This window comes from Rhizobium subbaraonis (assembly GCF_900220975.1).
Lineage (GTDB): Bacteria > Pseudomonadota > Alphaproteobacteria > Rhizobiales > Rhizobiaceae > Mycoplana > Mycoplana subbaraonis.
The window spans coordinates 223,757-246,138 of record NZ_OBQD01000009.1; the positions used below are offsets into that span (position 1 = coordinate 223,757).

Annotated in this window: 22 protein-coding genes; 10 read left to right on the forward strand and 12 right to left on the reverse strand. The window is 63.8% G+C overall.

Features of this window, described 5'->3' with window-relative positions; genetic code table 11:
- Window positions 1–111 precede the first annotated feature (111 nt).
- Window positions 112–1,104, reverse strand: coding sequence for an Ldh family oxidoreductase (locus CRO48_RS15745; protein ID WP_407071933.1), 993 nt, complete (start codon window positions 1,102–1,104; stop codon window positions 112–114).
- 337 nt (window positions 1,105–1,441) lie between these two features.
- Here CRO48_RS15745 and bglA point away from each other — a divergent pair, with 337 nt between their 5' ends.
- Window positions 1,442–3,088, forward strand: coding sequence for a beta-galactosidase BglA (gene bglA / locus CRO48_RS15750; RefSeq protein ID WP_097140810.1), 1,647 nt, complete (start codon window positions 1,442–1,444; stop codon window positions 3,086–3,088).
- Window positions 3,089–3,090: 2 nt separating this feature from the next.
- On the opposite strand, the gene CRO48_RS15755 is transcribed toward bglA, so the two are convergent.
- The 4 genes from CRO48_RS15755 to CRO48_RS15770 all read right to left on the reverse strand — a co-directional run bounded on the left by CRO48_RS15755 (window position 3,091) and on the right by CRO48_RS15770 (window position 6,259).
- Window positions 3,091–3,345 (reverse strand): ParE family toxin-like protein, encoded by a 255-nt coding sequence (locus CRO48_RS15755; protein WP_097140811.1) that lies wholly within the window; start codon window positions 3,343–3,345, stop codon window positions 3,091–3,093.
- Window positions 3,342–3,545: a hypothetical protein gene (locus tag CRO48_RS15760; RefSeq protein WP_097140874.1), complete on the reverse strand. Its 204-nt coding sequence runs from the start codon at window positions 3,543–3,545 to the stop codon at window positions 3,342–3,344. The genes CRO48_RS15755 and CRO48_RS15760 overlap by 4 nt, the downstream gene beginning before the upstream one ends.
- Window positions 3,546–3,617: 72 nt before the next feature.
- On the reverse strand, window positions 3,618–5,312 hold the full coding sequence (gene ade / locus CRO48_RS15765) for an adenine deaminase (protein WP_097140812.1): 1,695 nt from the start codon (window positions 5,310–5,312) through the stop codon (window positions 3,618–3,620).
- A 77-nt stretch (window positions 5,313–5,389) separates the two neighbouring features.
- Complete coding sequence (locus CRO48_RS15770; protein WP_097140813.1) at window positions 5,390–6,259, reverse strand: aldose 1-epimerase family protein; 870 nt, start codon at window positions 6,257–6,259, stop codon at window positions 5,390–5,392.
- A gap of 335 nt (window positions 6,260–6,594) precedes the next feature.
- Between CRO48_RS15770 and CRO48_RS15775 the strand changes: the two genes are divergently transcribed.
- Window positions 6,595–7,005 (forward strand): thiol-disulfide oxidoreductase DCC family protein, encoded by a 411-nt coding sequence (locus CRO48_RS15775; protein ID WP_097140814.1) that lies wholly within the window; start codon window positions 6,595–6,597, stop codon window positions 7,003–7,005.
- A gap of 9 nt (window positions 7,006–7,014) precedes the next feature.
- Here CRO48_RS15775 and CRO48_RS15780 read toward each other — a convergent pair whose 3' ends face one another.
- The 6 genes from CRO48_RS15780 to CRO48_RS15805 form a co-directional block, all read right to left on the reverse strand.
- Window positions 7,015–8,340, reverse strand: coding sequence for an aspartate aminotransferase family protein (locus tag CRO48_RS15780; protein WP_097140815.1), 1,326 nt, complete (start codon window positions 8,338–8,340; stop codon window positions 7,015–7,017).
- A gap of 187 nt (window positions 8,341–8,527) precedes the next feature.
- Entirely contained in the window at window positions 8,528–8,863 is a 336-nt protein-coding gene (locus CRO48_RS15785; RefSeq protein WP_097140816.1) for an ArsR/SmtB family transcription factor, read from the reverse strand.
- Between the two features lie 128 nt (window positions 8,864–8,991).
- On the reverse strand, window positions 8,992–9,765 hold the full coding sequence (locus CRO48_RS15790) for a HugZ family pyridoxamine 5'-phosphate oxidase (RefSeq protein WP_097140817.1): 774 nt from the start codon (window positions 9,763–9,765) through the stop codon (window positions 8,992–8,994).
- Between the two features lie 191 nt (window positions 9,766–9,956).
- A complete protein-coding gene (gene choV / locus CRO48_RS15795) occupies window positions 9,957–11,000 on the reverse strand; it encodes a choline ABC transporter ATP-binding protein (RefSeq protein WP_097140818.1) in 1,044 nt (347 codons plus the stop codon).
- Window positions 10,997–11,869 carry a choline ABC transporter permease subunit gene (choW, locus tag CRO48_RS15800; RefSeq protein ID WP_097140819.1) on the reverse strand — a complete coding sequence of 291 codons (873 nt, stop codon included), beginning with the start codon at window positions 11,867–11,869 and terminating at the stop codon, window positions 10,997–10,999. Before choW ends, choV begins: the two co-directional genes overlap by 4 nt.
- Window positions 11,870–12,055: 186 nt before the next feature.
- Window positions 12,056–13,012, reverse strand: a complete 957-nt coding sequence (locus CRO48_RS15805) for a choline ABC transporter substrate-binding protein (protein WP_097140820.1) — start codon at window positions 13,010–13,012, stop codon at window positions 12,056–12,058.
- A gap of 234 nt (window positions 13,013–13,246) precedes the next feature.
- Between CRO48_RS15805 and CRO48_RS15810 the strand changes: the two genes are divergently transcribed.
- The 8 genes from CRO48_RS15810 (at window position 13,247) to CRO48_RS15850 (ending at window position 21,846) form a co-directional block, all read left to right on the forward strand.
- Window positions 13,247–13,837, forward strand: a complete 591-nt coding sequence (locus CRO48_RS15810; RefSeq protein WP_097140821.1) for a thymidine kinase — start codon at window positions 13,247–13,249, stop codon at window positions 13,835–13,837.
- 34 nt (window positions 13,838–13,871) lie between these two features.
- Complete coding sequence (locus CRO48_RS15815) at window positions 13,872–14,246, forward strand: c-type cytochrome (protein WP_097140822.1); 375 nt, start codon at window positions 13,872–13,874, stop codon at window positions 14,244–14,246.
- Between the two features lie 209 nt (window positions 14,247–14,455).
- On the forward strand, window positions 14,456–15,544 hold the full coding sequence (locus CRO48_RS15820) for a hypothetical protein (RefSeq protein ID WP_097140823.1): 1,089 nt from the start codon (window positions 14,456–14,458) through the stop codon (window positions 15,542–15,544).
- A gap of 151 nt (window positions 15,545–15,695) precedes the next feature.
- The gene (locus tag CRO48_RS15825; protein WP_097140824.1) at window positions 15,696–16,844 is read left to right on the forward strand and encodes a hypothetical protein; all 1,149 of its coding nucleotides are present in this window, start codon (window positions 15,696–15,698) and stop codon (window positions 16,842–16,844) included.
- A gap of 4 nt (window positions 16,845–16,848) precedes the next feature.
- Complete coding sequence (locus tag CRO48_RS15830; RefSeq protein ID WP_097140825.1) at window positions 16,849–18,762, forward strand: AAA family ATPase; 1,914 nt, start codon at window positions 16,849–16,851, stop codon at window positions 18,760–18,762.
- Window positions 18,763–18,984: 222 nt separating this feature from the next.
- Complete coding sequence (locus CRO48_RS15840) at window positions 18,985–19,389, forward strand: endonuclease domain-containing protein (protein WP_097140826.1); 405 nt, start codon at window positions 18,985–18,987, stop codon at window positions 19,387–19,389.
- Complete coding sequence (locus tag CRO48_RS15845; protein WP_097140827.1) at window positions 19,386–20,687, forward strand: DUF6638 family protein; 1,302 nt, start codon at window positions 19,386–19,388, stop codon at window positions 20,685–20,687. Before CRO48_RS15840 ends, CRO48_RS15845 begins: the two co-directional genes overlap by 4 nt.
- The gene (locus tag CRO48_RS15850; protein ID WP_097140828.1) at window positions 20,680–21,846 is read left to right on the forward strand and encodes a DUF2333 family protein; all 1,167 of its coding nucleotides are present in this window, start codon (window positions 20,680–20,682) and stop codon (window positions 21,844–21,846) included. The genes CRO48_RS15845 and CRO48_RS15850 overlap by 8 nt, the downstream gene beginning before the upstream one ends.
- 74 nt (window positions 21,847–21,920) lie before the next feature.
- On the opposite strand, the gene CRO48_RS15855 is transcribed toward CRO48_RS15850, so the two are convergent.
- A complete protein-coding gene (locus CRO48_RS15855; protein ID WP_097140829.1) occupies window positions 21,921–22,382 on the reverse strand; it encodes an Lrp/AsnC ligand binding domain-containing protein in 462 nt (153 codons plus the stop codon).

The window sequence follows — 22,382 nt, forward strand, 5'->3', positions numbered from 1 at the left end:
CCCCCTCCCTTGCGCATTTCCGGCCGAAGCGGAATCGCTTCGGTGTCGGATCATGCAGTCATCGCAATCCCCTGGAGCAATTCCCGCGAACAGGATTTCACCTGACTTGCTCTAGCTGCGTCGGAAGGAGGAGATACTGTCAAAGAGTGCCTGCGGCAAGGTGATACCGGCATTGCCGGAATGCCAGCGGGCACGGGCACGCGCTTCGCCGGGGATATGCACGCCGAATTCGCCGGCGAGGCGCTCAAGCTGCCGGGCGAGCCGTGTTTCGAAGTCGTGAGCCAGGAACTGGGGCGCGATGGCAAGAACGAAAAGGCCCGCACCCGGCGATTGATCGCCGGATTGGAAGTCCGGGGCGTCGAGCGACCAGTTGGCGCCGGACAACCCGGCCGACAGCACCTCCACCATCAGCGCGATGTTGGCGCCGCGCTCGCCGCCGAAGGCGAGCAATGCGCCCCGGAGCGCAGCGTTCGCATCCGTTGTGGGCTGGCCCGCCTCGTCCAGCGCCCAGCCTTCCGGGATCGGCTCGCCGCGTTCGGCGGCCTGGCGGATCTTGACGAAGGCGGTGGCGCTCGATGCCTGATCGATCACCAGCGGCGGGCCGTCGGCGCGCGGTGCGGCGAAGGCGAGCGGATTGGTGCAATAGACGGGTTTCGCGCTGCCGGCGCCGGCGAGAAGGGCGGGGCCGTTTGTGGCGGCCAGTGCCACCAGGCCGGCATCGGCAAGCCGAGCGGCGTACCAGCCGAGTTCGCCGGTGGTAAAGCTGTTCTTCGACGTATAGAGCGTCAGGCCGAAGGTCCGCGTCTTGGTGACCAGTTCCTCGAAGGCGCTGTCGAAACCGAGCTGGGCGATGCCGCCACGGCAGTCGCAGCGCACCAGTGCCGGGACGGGCGAGGTGATCAGCGGTTCGGCATGACCGTCGATGCGGCCACGGACAAGGGCGTCGAGATAATCGATCAGATGGGCAAGGCCGAGCGCGCTCTTGCCGGTCGCTTCTGCAGATGTGACCGCGCGCGCCAGGCACCGCGCCAGCGGCTCGCCGGCGCCTGCGCGCAGAAGTGCCGCCGCTGCGAGCGCCGATACCTCCTGCAGGGTGAGCGTGATGGTGGGTTCAGTCAAAGTCTCGCCCTTTCCGGCTGACCGCAGCTGGTCTTGCTGCATTTCGACGGGAAATCCGATCGCCCGCTCGTGGGCTTAGGGATGCCGGTCGGCTCAAGCCTGGCCGGATACGGGCGGTGCAATGGCGGCTCCGTCCTTACGAGGCTCCGGCTTCGATCGGGTTGCATCATCCTTGCGCCAGGGGTGGGCGTCAACCGCAACGTGGCAGTCAACGCCCGGTGACAAGCTGCTCTGCTCGGCAGCTTCCCGCAAGGCTTGCCTGTTTACGCGCCGTAATCCGCTCGCTACACATTGGACCAGCAACATTCCCGGGGAGCCTTGCATGACCGCTTCGAAGACAACGGCTGCCGACTGGTGGCGAGGTGCGGTGATCTATCAGGTCTATCCCCGGTCCTGCCAGGACACGTCAGGAGATGGCATCGGCGATCTCCAGGGGGTGAAGCGGCGACTGGAGCATATCGCGGCGCTGGGGGTGGACGCGATCTGGCTGTCCCCGTTCTTCAAGTCGCCGATGGCGGACATGGGCTACGACGTGTCCGACTATTGCGACGTCGATCCGATGTTCGGGTCGCTTGCCGATTTCGACGAGATGCTGGCCGAGGCGCACCGGCTGGGGATGAAGGTCATCATCGACCAGGTGATCTCGCACACCTCCGATCAGCATCCCTGGTTCAGGGAGAGCCGGTCGAGCCGCGACAACGACAGGGCCGACTGGTATGTGTGGGCCGAACCCAAGAAGGACGGGACCGCGCCGAACAACTGGCTCTCGGTGTTCGGCGGGCCGGCCTGGGAATGGGACGGGGTGCGCCGCCAGTACTACATGCACAATTTCCTCGCCTCCCAGCCCGACCTGAACTTCCACAATCCGAAGGTCCAGGAGGCGGTGCTGAAGACCATGCGCTTCTGGCTTGACCGTGGCGTCGACGGCTTCCGCCTCGATACGGTGAACTATTATTTCCACGACGCGAAACTGAGGGACAACCCGCCGCACGAACCGGATTCGGACGAGGCCGGTCTGGATGCGCCCGACGTTAATCCCTACGGCATGCAGGCGCACCGCTACGACAAGACGCAGCCGGAAAACGTCGTCTTTCTTCAGAAGGTACGGGCGCTTCTCGCTGGCTACGAGGACCGCACGACGGTGGGCGAAGTCGGCGACGGCGCGCGGTCTCTGAAGACGGTGGCGGAATATACGAGCGGCGGCGACAAGCTGCACATGTGCTACACCTTCGACCTGCTGGGCCCGGATTTTTCCGCCGGCTACATCAGAAAGTGCGTCGAAGGCTTCCAGAAGGTAGTGACGGACGGCTGGGTGTGCTGGGCGTTTTCCAATCACGACGTCGTCCGCCATGTCAGCCGCTTCATCGAAGCGCCGGAGGAGCGCGAGCGCGTGGCGCGGCTGGCGATCACGCTGCTTTCGACCTTGCGCGGCACGATCTGCCTCTACCAGGGCGAGGAACTTGGACTTCCCGAGGCCGAGCTTGCCTTCGAGGACCTGCGCGATCCCTACGGCATCCGATTCTGGCCGGCCTTCAAGGGCCGCGACGGCTGCCGCACGCCGATGCCGTGGAAAGCCGGGGAGCCGCATGCCGGCTTCAGCTCCGGTCGGCCTTGGCTGCCGGTGCCGGAGGAGCACACGCGTCTTGCCGCCAACGCCCAGGAGAAGGTCGCGGGTTCGGTGCTGAACCACTACCGCGACACGCTCGCATTCCGGAAAGCGCACGCCGCCCTCTTCGACGGCGACATGGCCTTCGTGAAGTCCAACCAGGACATCCTGGCGTTCACGCGCGACAAGGGCGAGGAAAAGCTGCTGTTCGTGTTCAACCTGACGCGGGAGAAGGCGGAGTTCTCGCCGCCGTCCTCGATGAAGCTCGGCGAGAGCGTCGCCGTACCCGGCTTCGGCGGCAGGCTTTCGGAGGGCGCGATCGAGCTGGCGCCGCTGGACATGGCCTGCGTGCGGCTTGCTTGAGGTTACTTCAGGAGCTTCTCGTATCCGGCATGGCTGCCGATCCAGAACCACACGAGATCCTCGCCGTCTGCTACTGCGAGAGCTCGCCATGACAGCCCGACGCGTACCGACCAGAAGCGTCCAACCCGTTTGAAGTGCAGCGAGGGATGCTGAGAATTGGATTTCAAAAGTGCGAAGTTCTCGTTGGCGAGTGTTTGCACGTGCGCGGGCAAGGTGTCGTAGCAACGCCAGAACCTGTCGCTGGCGTGGTGCTTCAAAGCTGTCTGGTCCTGCCGGCGCGATGTTCGGCCAAAGCTTCGTCGGCAAGCTCAGACAGCTTCCCGCTCGCGCGGGCGTCACGGTCGAACGCCTCGTCCCACCGCTTCGCCTGCAATAGCTCGAACCAACGTGAAAACGCGGCGAAGTCCTCACTGTCTAGCGACGCTACGCTCTCTTCGATCTTTTCAAGCTTCGACATCAGGGGGCCCCAGTCAAATTCAATCACCTGTGAAAATAGGTCGTTTCCCCCTTGCTGCCAAGGGCATCCCGTTCACCCGATGAGCGCGAACTTGTCGACGTCGACCATGCCGCGGTCTGAGATCTTCAGGTGCGGGATGACCGGAAGCGGCAGGAAGGCGAGTTGCAGGAAGGGCTCCTCCAGCGTCGCGCCGAGCGCAAGTGCCGCCTGGCGCAGGCGATGCAGCGTATCGCGGACCACTTCGAATGGCTCCAGGCTCATCAGGCCGGCGACGGGAAGGGCGATCTCGCCGGTAACCCTGCCGCCCTCGACCACGACGAAGCCGCCGCGGATCTCGCCCAGCCGGTTCGCGGCAAAGGCCATGTCGTCCTCGTCGACGCCGACCACGCAGATGTTGTGGCTGTCATGGCCGACTGTGGAGGCGATCGCGCCTCTCTTCAGGCCGAAGCCCTGGACGAAGCCGTTGGCGTGGTTGCCGTTCTTGCCGTGTCGCTCGATGACGGCGACCTTGATGATATCCTGCGACAGGTCGACTGCCGTCTGGTTTCCCTTGGAAGGCAGGCGAAAGCGGCGATGCTCGGTGATGATCTTGCCCGGCAGGACGCCGATGACGGGGGTCTCGCCTTCCGTCACGGGAACGGCGAAGTGGGACGCCTTCACCTCCCTTGCCCTGACGCTGTCTAGGCCTACGGGTTCGACAGGCTTGCGACCGGCAAACAGCGCGTCTGTGACGCGGCGACCGGCCGAGAAGACCATTTCGGCGCGGCAGTCCTCCAGCGTGTCGATTACGACGAGGTCGGCACGCCAGCCGGGGGCAATCAGGCCGCGGTCGTGCAGGCCGAAGGCCTTCGCCGCCGAGATCGAGGCTGCGCGATAGACGGCGAGCGGGGCGCGGCCATGGGCGATCGCGGTGCGGATCATGTGATCGAGATGACCCTGCTCGGCGATGTCGAGGGGGTTGCGGTCGTCGGTGCAGAGCGCAATGAACGGCGACAGCCGCTCGGTGAAGAGCGGCATCAGCGCCAAGAGATCCTTCGACACGGAACCCTCGCGGATCAGGATGTGCATGCCCTTCCTGATCTTCTCCAGCGCCTCCTCGGCGGACGTGCATTCGTGGTCGGTGCGGATGCCGGCGGAGAGATAGCCGTTGAGGTCGCGGCCGGAGAGCAGCGGCGCGTGGCCGTCGATATGGCCGCCCTGGAAGGCTTCGAGCTTGGCCATGCAGCCGGGATCCTTATGGATCACGCCGGGAAAGTTCATGAACTCGGCCAGCCCGATCACCTTGGGATGGTGGCGGAAGGGGAGGAGTTTTTCGACCGGCAGGTCGGCGCCGGAGGTTTCCAGATGCGTCGCCGGCACGCAGCTCGACAGTTGCACGCGGATATCCATGATCGTTCGTTCGGCCGAATCGAGGAAGAAGCGGATGCCGTCTTCGCCGAGCACGTTGGCGATCTCGTGCGGATCGCAGATCGCCGTCGTCACGCCATGTGGCAGCACGCAGCGGTCGAATTCGTGTGGGGTGACGAGCGAGCTTTCGATATGCAGATGGGTGTCGATGAAGCCCGGAACGACGATGCGGCCGGTAACGTCGATCTCCTCGCGCCCCTCATAGCCTTCGCAGGTGCCGACGATGCGATCGTCGCAGATTGCGATGTCGGAGGCGACGATTTCACCGGTGACGAGGTCGAAGAACCGGCCCCCCTTGAGCACGATGTCGGCGGGTTCGCGCCCCGTACCCTGGTCGATGCGGCGTTCCAAGTCGGTCATGGCGGTCTCCGGATTTCGGTGTCTTTCGACAATGCAAGGGTGCCCAGCCAGGGCGGCAGCGGGCCAAGACCACTATCTCATGCGGGCAGTTCGACCGAAAAGCCGTAGTTTGCACTTTCCCCCATTGCGAGCGCGGCGGTGAAGGGGCGCTCGGTCAGTTCGGCGGTGCCGCCGGCATGGGCGGCCATGCCGTGCCAGGGTTCGATGCAGAGGAAGGGGGCACCCGGCTTCTGCCAGAGGGCCAGGTTGGGGAGGTTTTCGAAGCGGAACTTGAGGCTCGGTCCACCGTTCGCGGCATACGTCAGCTCGGAGCCAGTGCCTTCCGGAAAGATCATGGCGTCGGCTTCGAAGAAGCCGGATTCCAGCACGAGGCGGCCGGCATGGAAGGGCGAAGGAAGGTGGTCGGCAGCCAGGTATCCGTCATGCAGCCGGGCCAGCGGCGGCTCGGCCCCGTTGCCGAGCGTCACCGTATGCGGCTTGCCTTCGCCGCCCGGCAGCGGCCAGAGGAAAGCCGGATGGAAGCCGATTCCGTAGGGCATCACGTCGGTGCCCTCGTTCGTCACGGTGGCGGTGACGCGGAGTATCGCCCCGTCCAGCCGATGCTCCAGCGAGAGCGAGAAGTCGAACGGATAGACGGCCCGCGTCTCGGCGCTGGCCTTCAATTCGTGCCGGCAGAAGTCGTTACCGGACTGTGTGAGGACGAATTCGCTGCGCCGGGCAAAGCCGTGCTGCTTCATCGGATAGCGGATGCCGCCGATCGCCAGGCTGTCGTCGGGCGCCTTGCCGACAATCGGAAAGAGGAGCGGCGAGCGGCCCGACCACCAGGCGGCGTCGCCATGCCAGAGCCATTGCCGGCCGTCTCGGGTGGTCAGCGACTGCATCTCGGCGCCGAGGGTGGACACGTCCACGGCGAGGGCTTCGCTTTGAATGCGGGTGAGCGTGGACATGGGGTGCCTTTCTGGATGCAGGCGCGGCGTTCTTTCGCGTGGCGCGCCTTAAGTCTTTGTTTTATTGCATGTTTACCAGATCTTGTGCACATTTTTGCGCGACATGATGTGGCCGGCGCTGCCGTCGATGCGAGGTGACCCCGGTGGGCAGAAATGACAATCTGCAACAATGCAGGAAATGCCATCCGTTTCAAATCTTTCCTGCCGCAACTCGTTATGCTCTGTGACGGGGCGATGCTCTGCCAAACCGTTCCTCGCAGCGCCTGCCGGCACGATGGCGGCGCCGGGCGCGCGGTGGCGTTGCCAGGGTCGCCGGTGCAACCTATGTTCCTTTCATGAAGCAGGACAGTGGCACAGGCCCGATCATCGTCTTCGACGCGCAGTGCATCCTCTGCTCCGCCAATGCGCAGTTCGTGCTGCGACACGACCGGGCGCGGCGTTTTCGTTTGGCCTCGATGCAGAACGAGGCCGGTGCTGTGCTCTACCGGCGCTTCGGCATCGATCCGGCCGCCCCGGAGACGCTCATCGTCGTCGATGGCGATGCCATGCTGAGGGACAGCGATGCGATCCTTGCAATCTACGCGGGTCTCGGCTGGCCGTGGAAGGTGGCCGTGATCCTTCGCCTGGTGCCACGCTTCATCCGCGATCCGTTCTATCGCTTCATCGCGCGCAACCGCTACCGGATCTTCGGTCGGCGGGAGGCCTGCTGGGTGCCTCCCAAGGATTTCGCCGACCGGGTCCTGTAGCGGCAGCCGTCAGATGTTTTCCTTCAACACGCCGCGCAGCTTGTCGAACAGCTCGTCGATATGGTGCTTCTCGATGATCAGCGGCGGGGACAGCGCGATGATGTCGCCGGTGGTGCGGATCAGCAGGCCCTTTTCATAGGCCTTCAGGAAGGCGGAGAAGGCGCGCTTGGTCGGCTCGCCGGCGATCGGCGAAAGCTCGATCGCGCCGATCAGGCCGATGTTGCGGATGTCGATGACGTTCGGGCAGTCCTTCAGCGAATGCAGCCCGTCCTCCCAGTAGGAGGCGAGTTCGGCCGCGCGCGTCAACAGGCCCTCTTCCCTGTAGGTGTCGAGGGTGCCGAGGGCTGCGGCGGACGCGATCGGATTGCCGGAATAGGTATAGCCGTGGAAGAACTCGATCAGGTGTTCCGGGCCGTTCATGAAGGCGTCGTGGATCTCCGATGTGACGAAGACGGCGCCCATCGGGATGACGCCGTTGGTCAGGCCCTTGGCGGTGGTGATGATGTCAGGCTTGACGTCGAAATACTGGGCGGCGAACGGGGCGCCCAGGCGGCCGAAGCCGGTGATGACTTCGTCAAAGATCAACAGGATGCCGTGTTTCGTGCAGATCTCGCGCAGCTTCTGCAGATAGCCCTTAGGCGGGATCAGCACGCCGGTGGAGCCGGCTACCGGCTCGACGATGACGGCGGCGATCGTGGAGGCGTCGTGCAGGGTGACGATGCGCTCGAGCTCGCTGGCGAGGTCGCCGCCATGTTCCGGCTGGCCGCGGGTAAAGGCGTTCTTTTCGGGCAGGTGGGTGTGCGGCATGTGGTCGACGCCGGTGAGCAGCGTGCCGAACATCTTGCGGTTGGAGACGATGCCCCCGACGGAGATGCCGCCGAAATTGACCCCGTGATAGCCGCGTTCGCGGCCGATCAGGCGGAAACGCGAACCGTCGCCCCTGGCGCGGTGATAGGCGAGCGCGACCTTCAGCGCCGTGTCGACCGATTCCGACCCGGAATTGGTGTAGAGCACATGGTCCATGCCTTCGGGGGCGATGTCGACCAGCCGGTTGGCGAGCTCGAAGGCCTTCGGGTGGCCGAGCTGGAAGGCCGGCGCATAGTCGAGTTCGCCGGCCTGTTCGCGGATCGCCTCGGTGATCTTCGGACGGCAGTGACCGGCATTGACGCACCAAAGCCCCGCAGTGCCGTCCAGAACCTGACGCCCGTCATGGGTCTGGTAGTACATGTCCTTGGCGCTGACGAAGAGGCGCGGCTCCTTCTTGAACTGCCGGTTTGCCGTGAACGGCATCCAGAAGGCACGCATATCGTTAGGGGTGTTCAGGCGATTGGACATGAGGATCTCCGGGGCCATGTTTTGTTGGCGGAGTCGTCCCCGCCAGGCATTTTTACCTGTTGGTCAAACTATCGAAGCCGCGTGCGCCGTCAAGTCCGCCAAGCCCGCGTGCGAAACGAACGAACAAGGGAAAACGCCCGGCGAAGTGGCTTCGCCGGGCGTTCGGAATTGGCTTCTGAGGTCGATCTCAGGCGTAGCGCAGCTGCCTGCTGTCGCGGGCCTGCGGCTCGCTGAAGATGCTGTCGATTGCCTCCAGAATGGTCAGAACGGCATCCGACTTGCTGGAATAGTAGATCGTCTGAGCGTCGCGGCGCGTGGAGACGAGATTCTGTGCGCGCAGCTTGGACAGATGCTGGGACAGGGCCGACTGGCTGAGCCCGACTTTCTGTGCGAGTGCGCCGACAGCTATTTCTCCACCGACGAGCACTTTCAGGATCAGCAGGCGCTTGGGATTTGCCACCGCCGAAAGGAAGTTGGTCGCAACTTCCGCCTGTGCTTGCTCGTCTTCAGAAAAAGTGTCCATTGGAAACTCCTTCAATGCGTATCAAATTCAATATGTGCGGTCCCGTACTGTACGACTGTTAGCATATAAACAAAACCAAACACATCAAGGGCCAGAAATGGGGGTAGGCGCGGAAGCGGTTTCGTGCTTCAGCCTTGCGGGGTGCGGGCGGCGTGAAGCAGGTCGGCCAGGAGCGTGCGCAACTGCATCGGATCGGTGAGTTCCTGTTCAAATTCAAGGCGTTTCAGCTGGTCGCCTGCGGTGAGGTCGATGCCGGCGGCATCGATTCCAGAGATGACCCAGTTCCCTTTCTTCGCGCCGAGATAGTGGCTGGCATAGATGCCGGCGGCCTCCGCATGGTCGCTGTTCATGTGGTCGATTGCGGCAGCTTCGCGGCCGGCAAGGGCTTCTCGAACGGCTGACCGAATCAGAAGGTCGTCTGCCGTCAGCAGATAGGCCTTGCCAAATCCACCGTTCAGATTGGCTCGCAGGGGAACCAGCCGGAAGAAGGTGAAATCCGGAAAATCGACGTAGAGTTGCGCCTTCGGATGCCTTCTGACGAAGCGTTCGCGCAGGCGGGCATGTCCGTCGCCGTCGCGCCCGACCTCCTCCGCCCGGGTGATGACGGTCAGACGGGGATGGGCGAGGGGATCGCCCTTGCCGGGCTCGCCGGCGAGGAGCGAGGCGCGGGCATCGCGCCTCAGCGCCTGCGTGTGGACGGAAAGGGCAGAGACCAGGATCACCGGAACGCCATCGATATCCATCCCCGTGAGAACACGGCTGGCAAAGGGATGACCGGTCTCCGGCTCGAGCACCGCGAGTGCGGCACTGCGCGCCGAGCGCAGCAGCACCCGGGCAAGCCTGCGCGCCTGGTCGTCGGTCTCGCGCAAGACGTTCGGCGCGTCCTTGTCGTTCTCTGTCATGTTGGCCTCGGCTGATAGGGTTTGTCAGGGAAAATTGGAAGCCGGTTTTCCCGAAAAGACAAACGAAACAAAGAAGCACCGGAGTCTGTCTGACCAGAACCAACCAGACAGACTCCGGTGCGATGTTCGATTCGGTGAGCCAGGCCACGCAGGACCGGCAATGTCACGCGGCACACCGGTTCACGCCGACGTTACTCGCGGCGGCGGTGCCGGGTAAGGCTTTCGACGACGTTCTGCGCATTGATCATGCCGATGATTGCCCCGTTCTCGACCACGCCGACATTGCCGGGCTGGCGCGACATGGCGTCAAGGATGTCGACCAGCGGCGTGTCTGGGCGGGCCGTCGCGGTCACGCCGACGGCCGGTCCAGCAAGGCCGGTCTGCATTACGTCCTGCGCCGTCAGCATGTTGATGGGGTTCATGTTCTGCACGAAGTCCGCCACATACTGGTTCGCCGGATTCTTGACGATGTCCTGCGGCGTGCCGCACTGGATGATCCGGCCGCCTTCCATGATGGCGATCCGGTTGCCGATGCGGAAGGCCTCGTCGAGATCGTGGCTGACGAAGATGATCGTCTTTTTCAGGCGGCGCTGGAATTCGAGCAGTTCGTCCTGCAGGCGTGTGCGGATCAGCGGGTCCAGGGCGGAGAAGGGCTCGTCCATCAGAAGGATCGGCGCGCCGGTGGCAAAGGCGCGGGCAAGGCCCACGCGCTGCTGCATGCCGCCCGAGAGTTCGTTGACCTTGCGGCCGGCCCACTGCGTCAGATTGACGAGTTTGAGCTGCTCGTCGACGCGGGCCTTGCGCTCGGCTTCCGGCATGCCGGCAAGCTCCAGCCCGAAGCCGACATTGTCGGCGACCGTGCGCCAGGGCAGCAAAGCGAACTGCTGGAACACCATGGAGACGGTGCGCATGCGGAAATCGCGCAGCGCCTTCGGCGAACAGCTGTAGGGGTTGAGCGCGCCGTTGCCGGTCTGCACCTGAACCCCGCCGCGCACGACGGGTGCAAGGCCGTTGACGGCGCGAAGGAGTGTGGACTTGCCGGAGCCGGAAAGGCCCATCAGCACAAGGATCTCGCCCTCGTGGATCGCAAGCGATGCGCCGGCGACACCCATGACGAGGCCGGTTTCGCGGCCGATGTCGTCGCGGGTCTTACCGGAATCGACCATGGCAAGCGCACGTTCCGGCTTTTCGCCGAAGATGATGTCGACGTTGTCGAAGACGACGGCCTCGGTCATGCGCCTTCTCCTTCGTCGGCAGAGCGGAACAGGCGGTCGAGAATGATCGCCAGGATGACGATGCACAGGCCGGCCTCGAAGCCCATGGAAATGTTTACGGTGTTCAGTGCGCGAACGACCGGAACGCCGAGACCTTTGGCGCCGACGAGTGCTGCGATGACGACCATCGACAGCGACAGCATGATCGTCTGGGTCAGGCCGGCCATGATCTGCGGCGTGGCGAAGGGCAATTCCACCTTGCGCAGAACCTGGGACGGCGTGGCCCCGAAGGCCTGTGCGGCCTCCACCAGCGAATCCGGCGTGGAGATGATGCCAAGCCGCGTCAGGCGGATGGGGGCGGGGATTGCGAAGATGACGGTGGCGATCAGTCCCGGAACCATGCCGAGCCCGAACAGGATCAGCGCAGGGATCAGGTAGACGAAGGTCGGGATCGTCTGCATCAGGTCGAGCACGGGGCGCAGGAAGGCGTAGAACACCGGGCGACGGGCGGCTGCGATCCCGAGCGGGATGCCGACGGCCATGCTGACGCCGGTGGCGGCGAGAACGAGCGCGAGCGTCTCGGTCGTCTCCTTCCAGTAGCCCTGGTTGACGATTAGGAGCAGGCCGAGGAGCGTGAAGAGCGTCACGCCGAGCGACCGGCGCAAATACCAGGAAAGCAGTGTGATCAGCGCGATCAGCGCGAGCGCATAGGCAAACCGGCCCTGGTCGCTGGAGAACGGCCCCTGCATCAGGAACAGGATGGCGTCGATGCCGGCCTGCAGGACGACCTTGAGCAGGTCGAAAAGGTCCTTGCCGTTCGTGGTCAGCCAGGTGACCGCGCTCTTGGCCCAGGGGCCAATGGGCAGTTTGATGTTCGTCAGCCAATCCACGTAATGGTACCTGCCTTCAAAGTGTTGCCCGGTTCAACGCCACATTCTGCCTGCTGCCGCCAATGGCATGCAGGGGGCGGCGGGACCAGAAGATCACCAGACGATCGTGAAGTCGATGTGTCTGTGGGCGACAGATCGCTTCGCACGGTCGAAAAAAGGCGGGACCGTGTCCCGCCTTTGCCATGCTCAGAGACCGAGCGAGGACTTCACGGCGGCGAGACCGTCGCCGCCGTCCTTGGTCGTGACGCCTGCCAGCCACGGCTCGATGGCCGCGGGATTGGCCTTCAGCCATGCGCTCGCAGCCGCTTCCGGAGCCTCGCCGTCGTTGAGGATCTTGCCCATGATCTGGTTTTCCATCTCCAGCGTGAACTTGAGGTTCTGCAAGAACTTGCCGACGTTCGGGCATTCGGTAGTGTAGCCCTGTCGGACGTTGGTGTAGACCGTCGCGCCGCCGAAGTTCGGACCGAAGACATCGTCGCCGCCGGTCAGATAGGTCAGCTTGAAGTTGGCATTCATCGGATGCGGCTCCCAGCCGAGGAAGACGATCGGTGCGCCGTCCTGCTCTGCGCGGGCCACTTCGGCGAGCATGCCCTGTTCGGACGATTCCACGACCTCGAAGCCCTTGAGGTCAAAACTGCCCTTTTCGACCATCTCGATGATCAGACGGTTGCCGTCGTTGCCGGGCTCGATGCCGTAGATCTTGGCGCCAAGGTCGTCCTTGCGGGCGGCGATGTCCTTGAAGTCCTTGATGCCGAGGTCGGCACCCTTGGCATTGGTGGCGAGCGTGTACTTGGCGCCCTCCAGGTTCTCGCGAACGGTTTCCACCGTACCGGCCTCGCGGAACGGCTTGATGTCGGCTTCCATGGTCGGCATCCAGTTGCCGAGGAAGACGTCGATATCCTTGTTGGCGAGCGACGTGTAGGTGACCGGGACCGACAGGACGGTGGTTTCCGTCTCGTAGCCGAGGCCCTTCAGGATCGTCGAGGCGGTCGCGGTGGTGGCGGTGATATCGGTCCAGCCGACGTCGGAGAAGCGGACCTTGCCACAGCTCTCGGGCTCGGCGGCCAGTGCACTGCCGATGCCCAGCGCGACAAGCGAGACTGCAGCCAGAGCCGATGCTTTCAGTGTCGATGCAATTTTCATGTTCAATGCTCCCCGTTTTTGTTCTGATGCCGCAAGCCAAGCATCAAAAACGTCATCATTCAAGCACTTTACGCGCCTGACACAGCCTTCGCCGGCCTAGTTTATTTCGCGCCGCTTCGCAATCGAGCGCAAGAATGTCGTTGTGAACGGAGCGTGGGAAAATCTGTGGTCTTCGCCTCGCCATGGCTGGAAATCCGGGTGCTTCCGCGCCAGAACGGGCCACGAGGAAAAAACATGGCCGAACTCTATTTCCACTATGCGACGATGAACGCCGGCAAGTCCACGATGCTGCTGCAGGCGTCCTACAATTACCGTGAGCGCGGCATGCGCACGGCGATCTTCATCGCCGCCTTTGACGACCGCGCCGGACGGGGGCGCATCTCATCGCGGATCGGCCTGCAGTCGGACGCCATCGCCTTCGATGCGAACGACGATCTGCAGGCGACGGTGGAGGCGATGGGTGCGGACGGGGACGGCCCGATCGCCTGCGTCTTCGTGGACGAGGCGCAGTTCCTGAGCGAGCGGCAGGTGTGGCAACTGGCGCGCATCGCCGACCGCATGGGCATTCCGGTGATGACCTACGGCCTGCGCACGGATTTCCAGGGCAAGCTGTTTCCCGGCTCGAACGCGCTGCTTGCGATAGCGGACGAATTGCGCGAGGTGCGCACCATCTGCCATTGCGGTCGCAAGGCGACCATGGTCGTGCGGCTCGACGCAAACGGCACCCTCGTCAGGGAAGGGGCGCAGGTCGAAGTCGGCGGTAACGAGAAATACGTGTCCTACTGCCGTCGCCACTGGGACGACCTGATGCAGGGCTATTCCTGATGCAGGACGAGTACGGCAGCGGAGGCCTGCACGCATGAAATCGATCGCGTTGTCGGCATTCTTCGTTCTTGCCGCCGCCTCGTCCGGCGTTGCCGGTGACGCCGATGCCGGAAGGGCCGTTTTCCGGAAGTGCGCGGCATGTCACGCGACGGATCCGGTGAACCGAGTCGGGCCGTCTCTCGCCGGCATCGTCGGCCGTCCGGTCGCGTCGTTTCCCGAATACGGCTACTCGTCCGCCATGATCGCATTCGGCAAGGACAGGGTGTGGGACGAGGGGTTGCTTGCGGAATATCTGGCCGCGCCCAGGGCCATGGTGCCGGGGACGGCCATGGCCTTTGCCGGGCTGAAGAGGCCGCAGGATATTGCCGATATCATCGCTTTCCTGAAGGGCGTTTCTGCCGCACAATGAGACTTGTTGCTGTGCCGGCCAACGCCGCTGCTGCCATTTTCAGGTTTCATACAAAAATACATGCCTTTAAGGGTTGCAGCTGCGACGCTGCTTCCCACATCATGTGCTGCAGGCAGGCGGCGGGAACTCTGCATCTGCGATGCCGCGCGGCGGTGTCTTCACATTGTCCGGCCGGTGCCTGGCGCCGGTCGTCGAGAGAGGGATGAGGGATGGCGACACTTCAGAATTTCGATACCGAGATCGCGCGGACGCGCGAGACCGTCGAGCAGATGCGTGGCAAGCTGGAGCAGACCGGGATCGTCTTGGAGCAGTTCGCCAAGGCGGACACCAAGCTCGGCGACGCCAATTTCGACATCGAGAACGCCCGTCTGCAGGACGTGCTCACCCAGCAGAAGGTGATGGAAGCGAACATTGCCGACCTGATCATCGGGCTCGAAGACGCCACCAATGTTTTCGGCGTCGAGTTCGAGAGCATGAAGAGCTATACCGGTTACGAGAAATTCATCGGCATCTTCTCCAAGCAGAAGATGCAGCGAATGCGCACCGACCGCGTGCGCAACATGTCGCTCTCGGGCAATCTGCAGGAGCTTCTGGCGAAGTCCGACACGATCGTCGGCATCCTGAAGGACCAGAAGGCGGTGCTCGACAGCCGCTACAAGACGTCCGAGGCGAGCCTGATCCAGGTGATCGAGCGGCGCAAGCAGACGATGGCGAACCTGGAGACAACGCAGAAGCGGATCGAGCAGCTGAACCCGCAGCTTCTGGATATCGAAAACCGGATCGCCGCCTCCACAGACCAGAAGACGCGCACGCAGCTGGAGGGCGAGCGCTCGACGCTTGCCACCGAGTACAACGAGCAGCAGGCCAAGGAGCAGGAGCTGCTCGCCGAAAGCCAGACGCTGGAACGCTACACCTCGATGTTCCAGACCTTCGTTGACTCGCTCAACAACCAGATCGCCGCCCAGAACACGCTGATCAACAAGCTGACGATCGATACCGAGCAGCGCATCGTGCTCTATAAAGCGCTGGAGGATTCGCTGAAGACAGCCGCCCAGCAGGACGTCGCCCACCGGATCAACACGCTCGGCAGCCAGGTCGATACCGCGGCCGAGGAGACGATGGCCGGCATCGGCGCCGCCGCGCAGAAGCACATCGGCGACCTGCTGGAGATGCACGAGAAGAACATGCTCGCCACCCAGGATATTCAGCGCCGCAAGAAGCTCGCCGACGATGCGTTTGCCCGGCGCTTCCAGGAGGTGATGGACAAGCACAACGCCTCCAACTACGTGAAGGCCTGACGGCGATGGCCGTGACGGGCTTGCGCCCTGGGCGCGTGCACCTCACCCTGACCCTCTCCCTGAAAGCTGGGAGAGGGGACAAAGATGGTGCGGCGTCCGCGTTCTCTCCGCCTGCGGGGAGACGGTGCCGGCAGGCGGATGAGGGGCAAAGATGAAACCCCCAGCCGACAGCGCGGTCGCGCAGTACTTCACCTCGATCCGGGCAGCACTCGGCGGGCTGGAGGTGTTCCTCGGCGACCGTAACTCCCCGCTCTACCAGCACGGCGTCGTCGGCGAGGCGATCGTGCCCTATCTGGCCCGGCTGAAGGCGTCGTTTGCCTGCTGGGAGAACCGGATCGGCTTTGTCGACCAGTTCCGCATCTCGCGGGCGGAGAGCGGCTTCCCGGTCTATCAGAACGTCCTCGAGCTCGAAAACGACCGCAAGGGCGCGGAAAAGCGGCTGTCGGAGATCCCCGGCGCCGATCAGCTGCGCGGCGAGATGGCCGACTTCATCCTGCGCAACAAGGCTTTTCCGACCGAGCTGCAGGTTCGTATGGCCGAGCGCATGTACCTGCAGCAGATCGGCAAGGGAGAGGTGTTCTCGCCCTTTGTGCTGCCCGAGACGATCCGGGTTGCCGTCAACCCGAAGACGATGCGGCCCTACTACGTCGTCAGCTGGGGCGCCTTCGACGGCACCAGCACGCTGCCGATGGTCTACATGGCGACGATCGAGGACAGTTCGGAGAAGATCGTCGAACTGCTCGTAGACAAGGACGGCAAGCTCAACCCCGACGTTCGGATCGATCTTCCGGTGGGAGGCTTGCTCAACCCGGAGCTTGCCAGCCGCTTCGACGATTTCGCGCTGAAGAACAGCGCCTATTCGCTGTCGCCGGTGACGATCGCGACCAATCTCGACCGCGATTTCGAGATGCTGCATCCCAAGCAGCTGCGACGCATCGTGCTCGGCCCCTTCTATTCCGCCGACATCACCGAGAACAACCAGAAGGTTCGCGACATCCTGTCGAAGGTGCGCAAGGTGGAGAACGCCTGGCTACTGACCTGGACGGTGCAGGAAGTGTTCTCGCAGGCGGAGCGCCCGGCAAGCAAGGGCTTCTGGAGCTCGACGCCGGCGCAGGAGGAGTTCTACATCGATACCAACAACCTCGAGGCGGCGCGCATGGGCGTCAGCGGTTTCGAGAAGCATGCGCTGGTGCCGCACGATGCCTACCAGGCGCTCTATGCCGCCGGCGAGGCGGAAGCGATCTTCGGCGAATACAAGGTGCACGTGATTTCCGGAAACCAGGTGGTCAGCGGGGTATGATGCGATGAGCTTGAACGCCGGACTGACGATGATTTCGGAAAGCGATATCGAGAAGCACCGGGCGGTGGCGCAGAGCATGGTGACGCGGCTCGCCGTTCTGGAAGCCGACGGCAGGGGCGCCGGCGCGCCGATCGCAGGCACCGGGCGGCGCTTCGTGTCGACCGTCTCGACCGGCGGCATGCGGCGCTCGCGCGAGGTCGAGCTGGCAAAGACGATCGCCGCGGTGCGGCCGGGCGATCCGCTTCTGTCCCCGGCGCAGCACCAGTTGCTCTATCGTGCCCGCCGCGGCATCGAGATCGCGCTGGCCGTCGCCGACGTCTTCGCCCGGCAGACGGAACTGGAGCAGTTGCAGGCGCGCAATGCCACCGCGCCGCTTTCCGGGGAGGCGGCGGAACGCTTCAAGGCGCTGCTGTCGGCGTCTGCCTATGTCGCCGCCTTCACCCTTGCCGCCTATCTCGGCGCGATGCTTGCCGGCGAAGGCGAGCCGGCGGATGACACCGACGAGCCGGACTACCTGTTCGACACCGCCCAGGACGCGGCCAAGAGCCTCGTCGCCGGCCTCGACCGCGCGATCGCGGGGGCCGCGGACGATACCGCGCTCATTGCCCGCGCGCGCGCCTTCGCCCGGGTCGCGCTGGAGGGGCTGATCGGCCGCAAGGCGCGCTTTTCGGGGCTTTCAAGCTTCGAGAGCGCCCATATCCGCATCGAGCAGGACGATTTCACCCTCAACGGTTTCGATGTGGCGCCGGGGCAGAAGCGCAAGCCGCTTTCGATGACATTCAAGAAGCCGACCGACATCGTCGGCAACCACATCGCCAAGTACCAGGCGCTACGGCTCGCCAAGATGCTGATGGCCTACGACTTCGAGCGGCAGATGAACCCGTTCGTCGAGCTCGGCGGCTTCCTCTTCACCTTCATCGGCGACGGCATGCCCGGTACCGGCAAGACCATGCTGATCCAGATGCTGGCCGGCCTGCTCGACGACTATTGCCGGGTGGCCGGCTATCCGTTCCACTACGAGAACTTTGGTGTCGACCAGATCTCCTCCTACCAGGGCAAGTCGGGCCAGAACTGCAAGGACTTCGTCAACAACGTCGTCAATCCGCGCGCCATCGGTTTCGGCACGATCGACGATGTCGACCAGGTGGCCGCCAAGCGCTCCGACGACCGGGCGTCGGCCGGCCAGCACGAGGTGACGGCGGTGCTGATGGAGAGCTTCGCCGGCGCCTCGACGGTGGTGCGCGGAAACTGCACTTTCGGCATGTTCTCCAACTATCCCGAAAACGTCGACGATGCGCTGCGCCAGCGCGCCGGCGCCCGCTGGCTGGTCGACGGGCCGCAGTCGCGCGCCGACTATGTCGACATTTTCGCGCTGCTCGTCGGCAAAAACCACTCGATCCCGCTCGGCGAGCATGCGCTTCTGGCCGGACAGGAGATCAAGCAGGCGGTCTCGACCTCCTACGGCCAGCACGCGCTGCCGCAGGAGGACGGGTTGCTCACCATCTGGGAGCGCTACGAGAAGGCGCACGGAAAGATGGCGACGCTCGCCGACGTCGGCACGTACCTGCACATGATCAAGGAAGTCGAGCCGCGCTTCACGGGACGTGCGATCAAGAATATCACCGACGCGATCAAGATGCGGGCGATGGACGTTGACCTGCCGGACGAGTGGTTCGCAACCCCCGAAGTCTTCATGCACAAGTCCTACGACGAGAAGAAGGGCATGATCGAGGAACTGCGCGGCCCGATCACCATGGAGATGGTGCTGCAGGAGATCAACCGCTACGCCGACAGCGAATTCCGCTACGCCGACAAGTCCGACGACGCTGCGGTCGCCGACATCATCCGCCGCGAACGCCTGCGGGAGCGGGCGGTTGAGGAAATCGAAGCGATGAAGCGGGAAGGGAAGTGGGGGTAAGTTGAGCGCGGCGTCCTTTTTCGCGTCGATGATTGAAGTCGCCCCTCATCCGCCTGCCGGCACCTTCTCCCCGCAGGCGGGGAGAAGGACGGGCGCAGCAGCGTTTCCAGTCCCCTCTGCTGCTTGCGGCGGGAAGGGGCGGGTGCACACGGCTTCCAGTTCCCTCTCCCCGCTTGCGGGGAGAGGGTTAGGGTGAGGGGGGAACCGGCTCGTGAGGCAGCGATGAGAGGGGCGAACACGAAGAAGACGGCGCGGGCGCGCAAGCTGCGACAGGTTGAGAACGATGCCGCGGAACTGCTCTGGTCGGAGCTGCGCGGTCGGCGGCTGAATGGGTTCAAGTTCGTGCGGCAGATGCCGATAGGCCCGTACTTTGCCGATTTCGCCCGTCGGGAGAAGATGTTGGTTGTCGAGGTAGACGGAAGCCATCATGCAGATAACGTTTATGATGAGAAGCGGAACGATTTCATGAACACGAACGGCTGGTCTGTTGCCCGGTTCTGGAACACGGAAGTTCTGCGCGCGCTGAAATCTGTGCTGGAGATGATCGTCGCAATCTGTGACGGCCGCCTTGCCCAAAACATGCGGGCGGCCGACTTCACCTTTATGCCGGCGGCAGAAAGATCATGAAACACCTCCTCGAAGCCGAGCTGATCTACGGGCGGCTGCTCGACGTGTCCGAGCCGCATCTGGTCGAGCGCTACAACAAGGCGCTGGAAGCTTTCGGGTTGCCGCGGACCAACCTCGCGCGCTTCAGCATCGACATGACCGGGTTTTCGCCCGAAATCGCCGACGAGCTCGGCGACCGCGACTATCTCGATCCGAACCGGGTGAACCGCCGCTTCATCATTCTGACGCCCGATCAGGTGGAACTGCCGGTGGTGCATACGAGCTTTTCCAATACCGCGGCGCTGATGCACGAATTCTTCAACGCCAACGCGCGCGCGATCAATGCCGTGACGATCCGGGATGCGCTCTACGGCGAGATCGAGGACAGCGTATCGGTCGTCCACGACATCGACGACCTGCTGGCGATCAACGAGGTGCGGTTCCGGGTGCTGTCGGCAGAGGATGTGCTCGGCAAGGCGGCGGAGCTTCGGACACTGGTCGACCGGCTGAAGACGGTGCCGAACGCGTGGGCGGACGACGCGATGCTGAACCGGATGGTGGAACTGTCGAAGAAGACCGGCGACATCCGCCAGAACGCGCTCGTGCCCGACCAGCTCGTTTTTCGCCATGAAGCCTTCTGGGCCAATCATTTCGGCGGCGTCTACGTGTTTCTCGACGGCAGGCAGACGACGGTGATCTGCGATCCGTCCGTGCCTGGCTTCCGTCGGTCGCGCCCCTGGCAGGTCAGCTACATCGCGCTCGACGATTATCCGCGCATCTTTGAATTTCTGGCCTCGACGAAGCGGCTGGAACTGCCGCGGGCGTCCTGGGTGGAGGCTTCCGGGCTCTTGCAGCACCGGGCCGACATGGCCATCCTGAACCTGGTCAACAAGGCGGATCCGCGCGCGGACCTTGCCAAGGCGGACCGGATCTGGATCCAGACCTGGATGCACCGCAATGCGGCACTGATTGCCGAGGACGGCATCTATCCATTCCTGCAGGAGGCGATCCGCATCATTTCCGCCACCGGCGAGATCCGCATCAAGGACGTGGCGCCCTGGCCGCGCTTCCTGCTGGTGCGGGCAGCGCCCGCCCATCCGGACCAGTGGCTGGTTAACCGGCTGATTTCGCAGCTCACGCCGTTCGATTTCGTGTCCCGTTTCGTCTTCGACAAGCAGGGCTTCTACGAATCCTATGAAAAGCTCAGCGAAAGGTTTAGAGAATTCGTGGTTGAAACGCTGACGCGTACCTATCTTCAGAACAAGCCCGCCTTCCGGCAGAGGCTCTTCGGAATTCGAGAGGAAAAAGGCAATGCTTGACCCGATCGTCGCGTTCTTCCAGCGCGTCTTTGCTGCCATTGGACGGGGCATCGGGCTCTTCATATCATGGCTTGTCTGGCCCTTCGTGGCGGCGGCGAACTGGTACCGGCAGCGCAGCTGGCTGATCAAGGGGCCGATCGGCATCGTGCTGCTCGGGCTTGTTGCCCTCTACGGCTATTTCATCTGGCAGACGCAGGTCTGGACCAACTTCAACATCGACTATGTCAACGCCTACAATTTCCCGGCGCGCAAGAACGATGCCGGCCTGCCCGTGAAGAGCGCCGCCCAGTCTTCGGGCGCGACGACGGCGACCGGACAGACGGCGGGGCAGGCAGCTCCCGCAAATGCCTGCGAGCGCTCCGCGATCGTCGATGTCGCCGCCGACCTGATCGACTTCAACGTCGACCAGAATGCCTGGATCTCCTCGATGGTGCTCTACAAGCTCGGCCTGTTCGGCATCGACTGGGACGACACGCCGTGGCTCGACAACAAGGCGTCGTTCCAGCGCGGTGTCAACCAGGCGGTTCGCCGTACGACGGTGGAGCTGGTGGATTCGCTTGGTCGCGTGCGCGGCACGTCCGGGGTCAACAACGACCTGCAGTCTGCACGTGGCAACATCCAGTTCGACGAGGAGACCTGGTACTTCAGCCTGAGCCCGTTCGGCCCGAGGACGCCGACCCCCAGCATCTACCGGGCGGCTGCGCGGGACCTGCAGAGGTTCAACGCCTCCCTGACCGCCTGCAATTCGACATTCGATGCGCGGTCCGACAACCTCGTGGAATTCCTCGACCGCATCGCCAACGACATCGGCAACACCTCGGCGATCATCCGCGAGCGGTCCGAATTCCACAACGGCGGCTGGTTCGACGTGCGCGCGGACGACCGTTTCTGGTTCGCCTTCGGCCAGCTCTACGGCTACTACGGCATCCTGTCGGCCGCCGGGGCCGATTTCGACAGCGTCATCGCCCAGCGCGGCCTGACGCAGATCTGGAACGAAACGCTGAAGCAACTGCGCTCAGCGCTGAACATCCAGCCGGCCATCATCTCGAACGGCCGCGAGGACGGATGGATCATGCCGACGCATCTGGCGACCATGGGCTTCTACATCCTGCGCGTTCGCTCCAACCTGGTGGAGATGCGGGATATCCTCGCGCGCTGAGGGGCCACGGCCGATCTGTGCCGCCGCGGAAGGGAGGCTCTACCGGGCGGCCTCCCGTCTTGTTGGCCTTAGCCTCAGACCGGTATCCAGCCGGTGCTCTTGACCTCTTCCATCACGGCGTAGGTGTGCGTCTCGCGCACGCCGGGCAGCGAAAGGAACACATCGGAGAGGAAGGTCCGGTAGGCTTCCATGCCGGCCACCCGCGCCTTGACGAGATAGTCGAAGCCGCCGGCCACCATGTGGCATTCCATCACGTTGTCGCTCTGGCGGACGGCCTCGGCAAACGTGTCGAACACGTCGGGCGTCGTGCGATCGAGCTTGATCTGCACGAAGACGAGCAGGTTGCGGCCGAGGCGTTCCGGCGAGAGGATCGCCATGTAGCCGGTGATATAGCCGTCGCGGGTCAGGCGCTTGACGCGCTCGGCGGTTGCCGTCGGCGACAGGTTAACCTTCTCGGCGAGTTCGATATTGGACAACCGTCCCTCCTGCTGCAGCGCGCGGAGAATTTTGCGGTCAAGTCGATCGAGTTCCTTCAT

Bases quoted from the DNA above. Each gene is read 5' to 3' on its own strand.
- bglA (WP_097140810.1), top strand. From the start codon at position 1,442: ATGACCGCTTCGAAGACAACGGCTGCCGACTGGTGGCGAGGTGCGGTG.
- CRO48_RS15760 (WP_097140874.1), bottom strand. From the start codon at position 3,545: ATGTCGAAGCTTGAAAAGATCGAAGAGAGCGTAGCGTCGCTAGACAGT.
- ade (WP_097140812.1), bottom strand. From the start codon at position 5,312: ATGACCGACTTGGAACGCCGCATCGACCAGGGTACGGGGCGCGAACCC.
- CRO48_RS15770 (WP_097140813.1), bottom strand. From the start codon at position 6,259: ATGTCCACGCTCACCCGCATTCAAAGCGAAGCCCTCGCCGTGGACGTG.
- CRO48_RS15775 (WP_097140814.1), top strand. From the start codon at position 6,595: ATGAAGCAGGACAGTGGCACAGGCCCGATCATCGTCTTCGACGCGCAG.
- CRO48_RS15780 (WP_097140815.1), bottom strand. From the start codon at position 8,340: ATGTCCAATCGCCTGAACACCCCTAACGATATGCGTGCCTTCTGGATG.
- CRO48_RS15785 (WP_097140816.1), bottom strand. From the start codon at position 8,863: ATGGACACTTTTTCTGAAGACGAGCAAGCACAGGCGGAAGTTGCGACC.
- CRO48_RS15790 (WP_097140817.1), bottom strand. From the start codon at position 9,765: ATGACAGAGAACGACAAGGACGCGCCGAACGTCTTGCGCGAGACCGAC.
- choV (WP_097140818.1), bottom strand. From the start codon at position 11,000: ATGACCGAGGCCGTCGTCTTCGACAACGTCGACATCATCTTCGGCGAA.
- CRO48_RS15805 (WP_097140820.1), bottom strand. From the start codon at position 13,012: ATGAAAATTGCATCGACACTGAAAGCATCGGCTCTGGCTGCAGTCTCG.
- CRO48_RS15810 (WP_097140821.1), top strand. From the start codon at position 13,247: ATGGCCGAACTCTATTTCCACTATGCGACGATGAACGCCGGCAAGTCC.
- CRO48_RS15815 (WP_097140822.1), top strand. From the start codon at position 13,872: ATGAAATCGATCGCGTTGTCGGCATTCTTCGTTCTTGCCGCCGCCTCG.
- CRO48_RS15820 (WP_097140823.1), top strand. From the start codon at position 14,456: ATGGCGACACTTCAGAATTTCGATACCGAGATCGCGCGGACGCGCGAG.
- CRO48_RS15825 (WP_097140824.1), top strand. From the start codon at position 15,696: ATGAAACCCCCAGCCGACAGCGCGGTCGCGCAGTACTTCACCTCGATC.
- CRO48_RS15830 (WP_097140825.1), top strand. From the start codon at position 16,849: ATGAGCTTGAACGCCGGACTGACGATGATTTCGGAAAGCGATATCGAG.
- CRO48_RS15840 (WP_097140826.1), top strand. From the start codon at position 18,985: ATGAGAGGGGCGAACACGAAGAAGACGGCGCGGGCGCGCAAGCTGCGA.
- CRO48_RS15845 (WP_097140827.1), top strand. From the start codon at position 19,386: ATGAAACACCTCCTCGAAGCCGAGCTGATCTACGGGCGGCTGCTCGAC.
- CRO48_RS15850 (WP_097140828.1), top strand. From the start codon at position 20,680: ATGCTTGACCCGATCGTCGCGTTCTTCCAGCGCGTCTTTGCTGCCATT.
- CRO48_RS15855 (WP_097140829.1), bottom strand. From the start codon at position 22,382: ATGAAGGAACTCGATCGACTTGACCGCAAAATTCTCCGCGCGCTGCAG.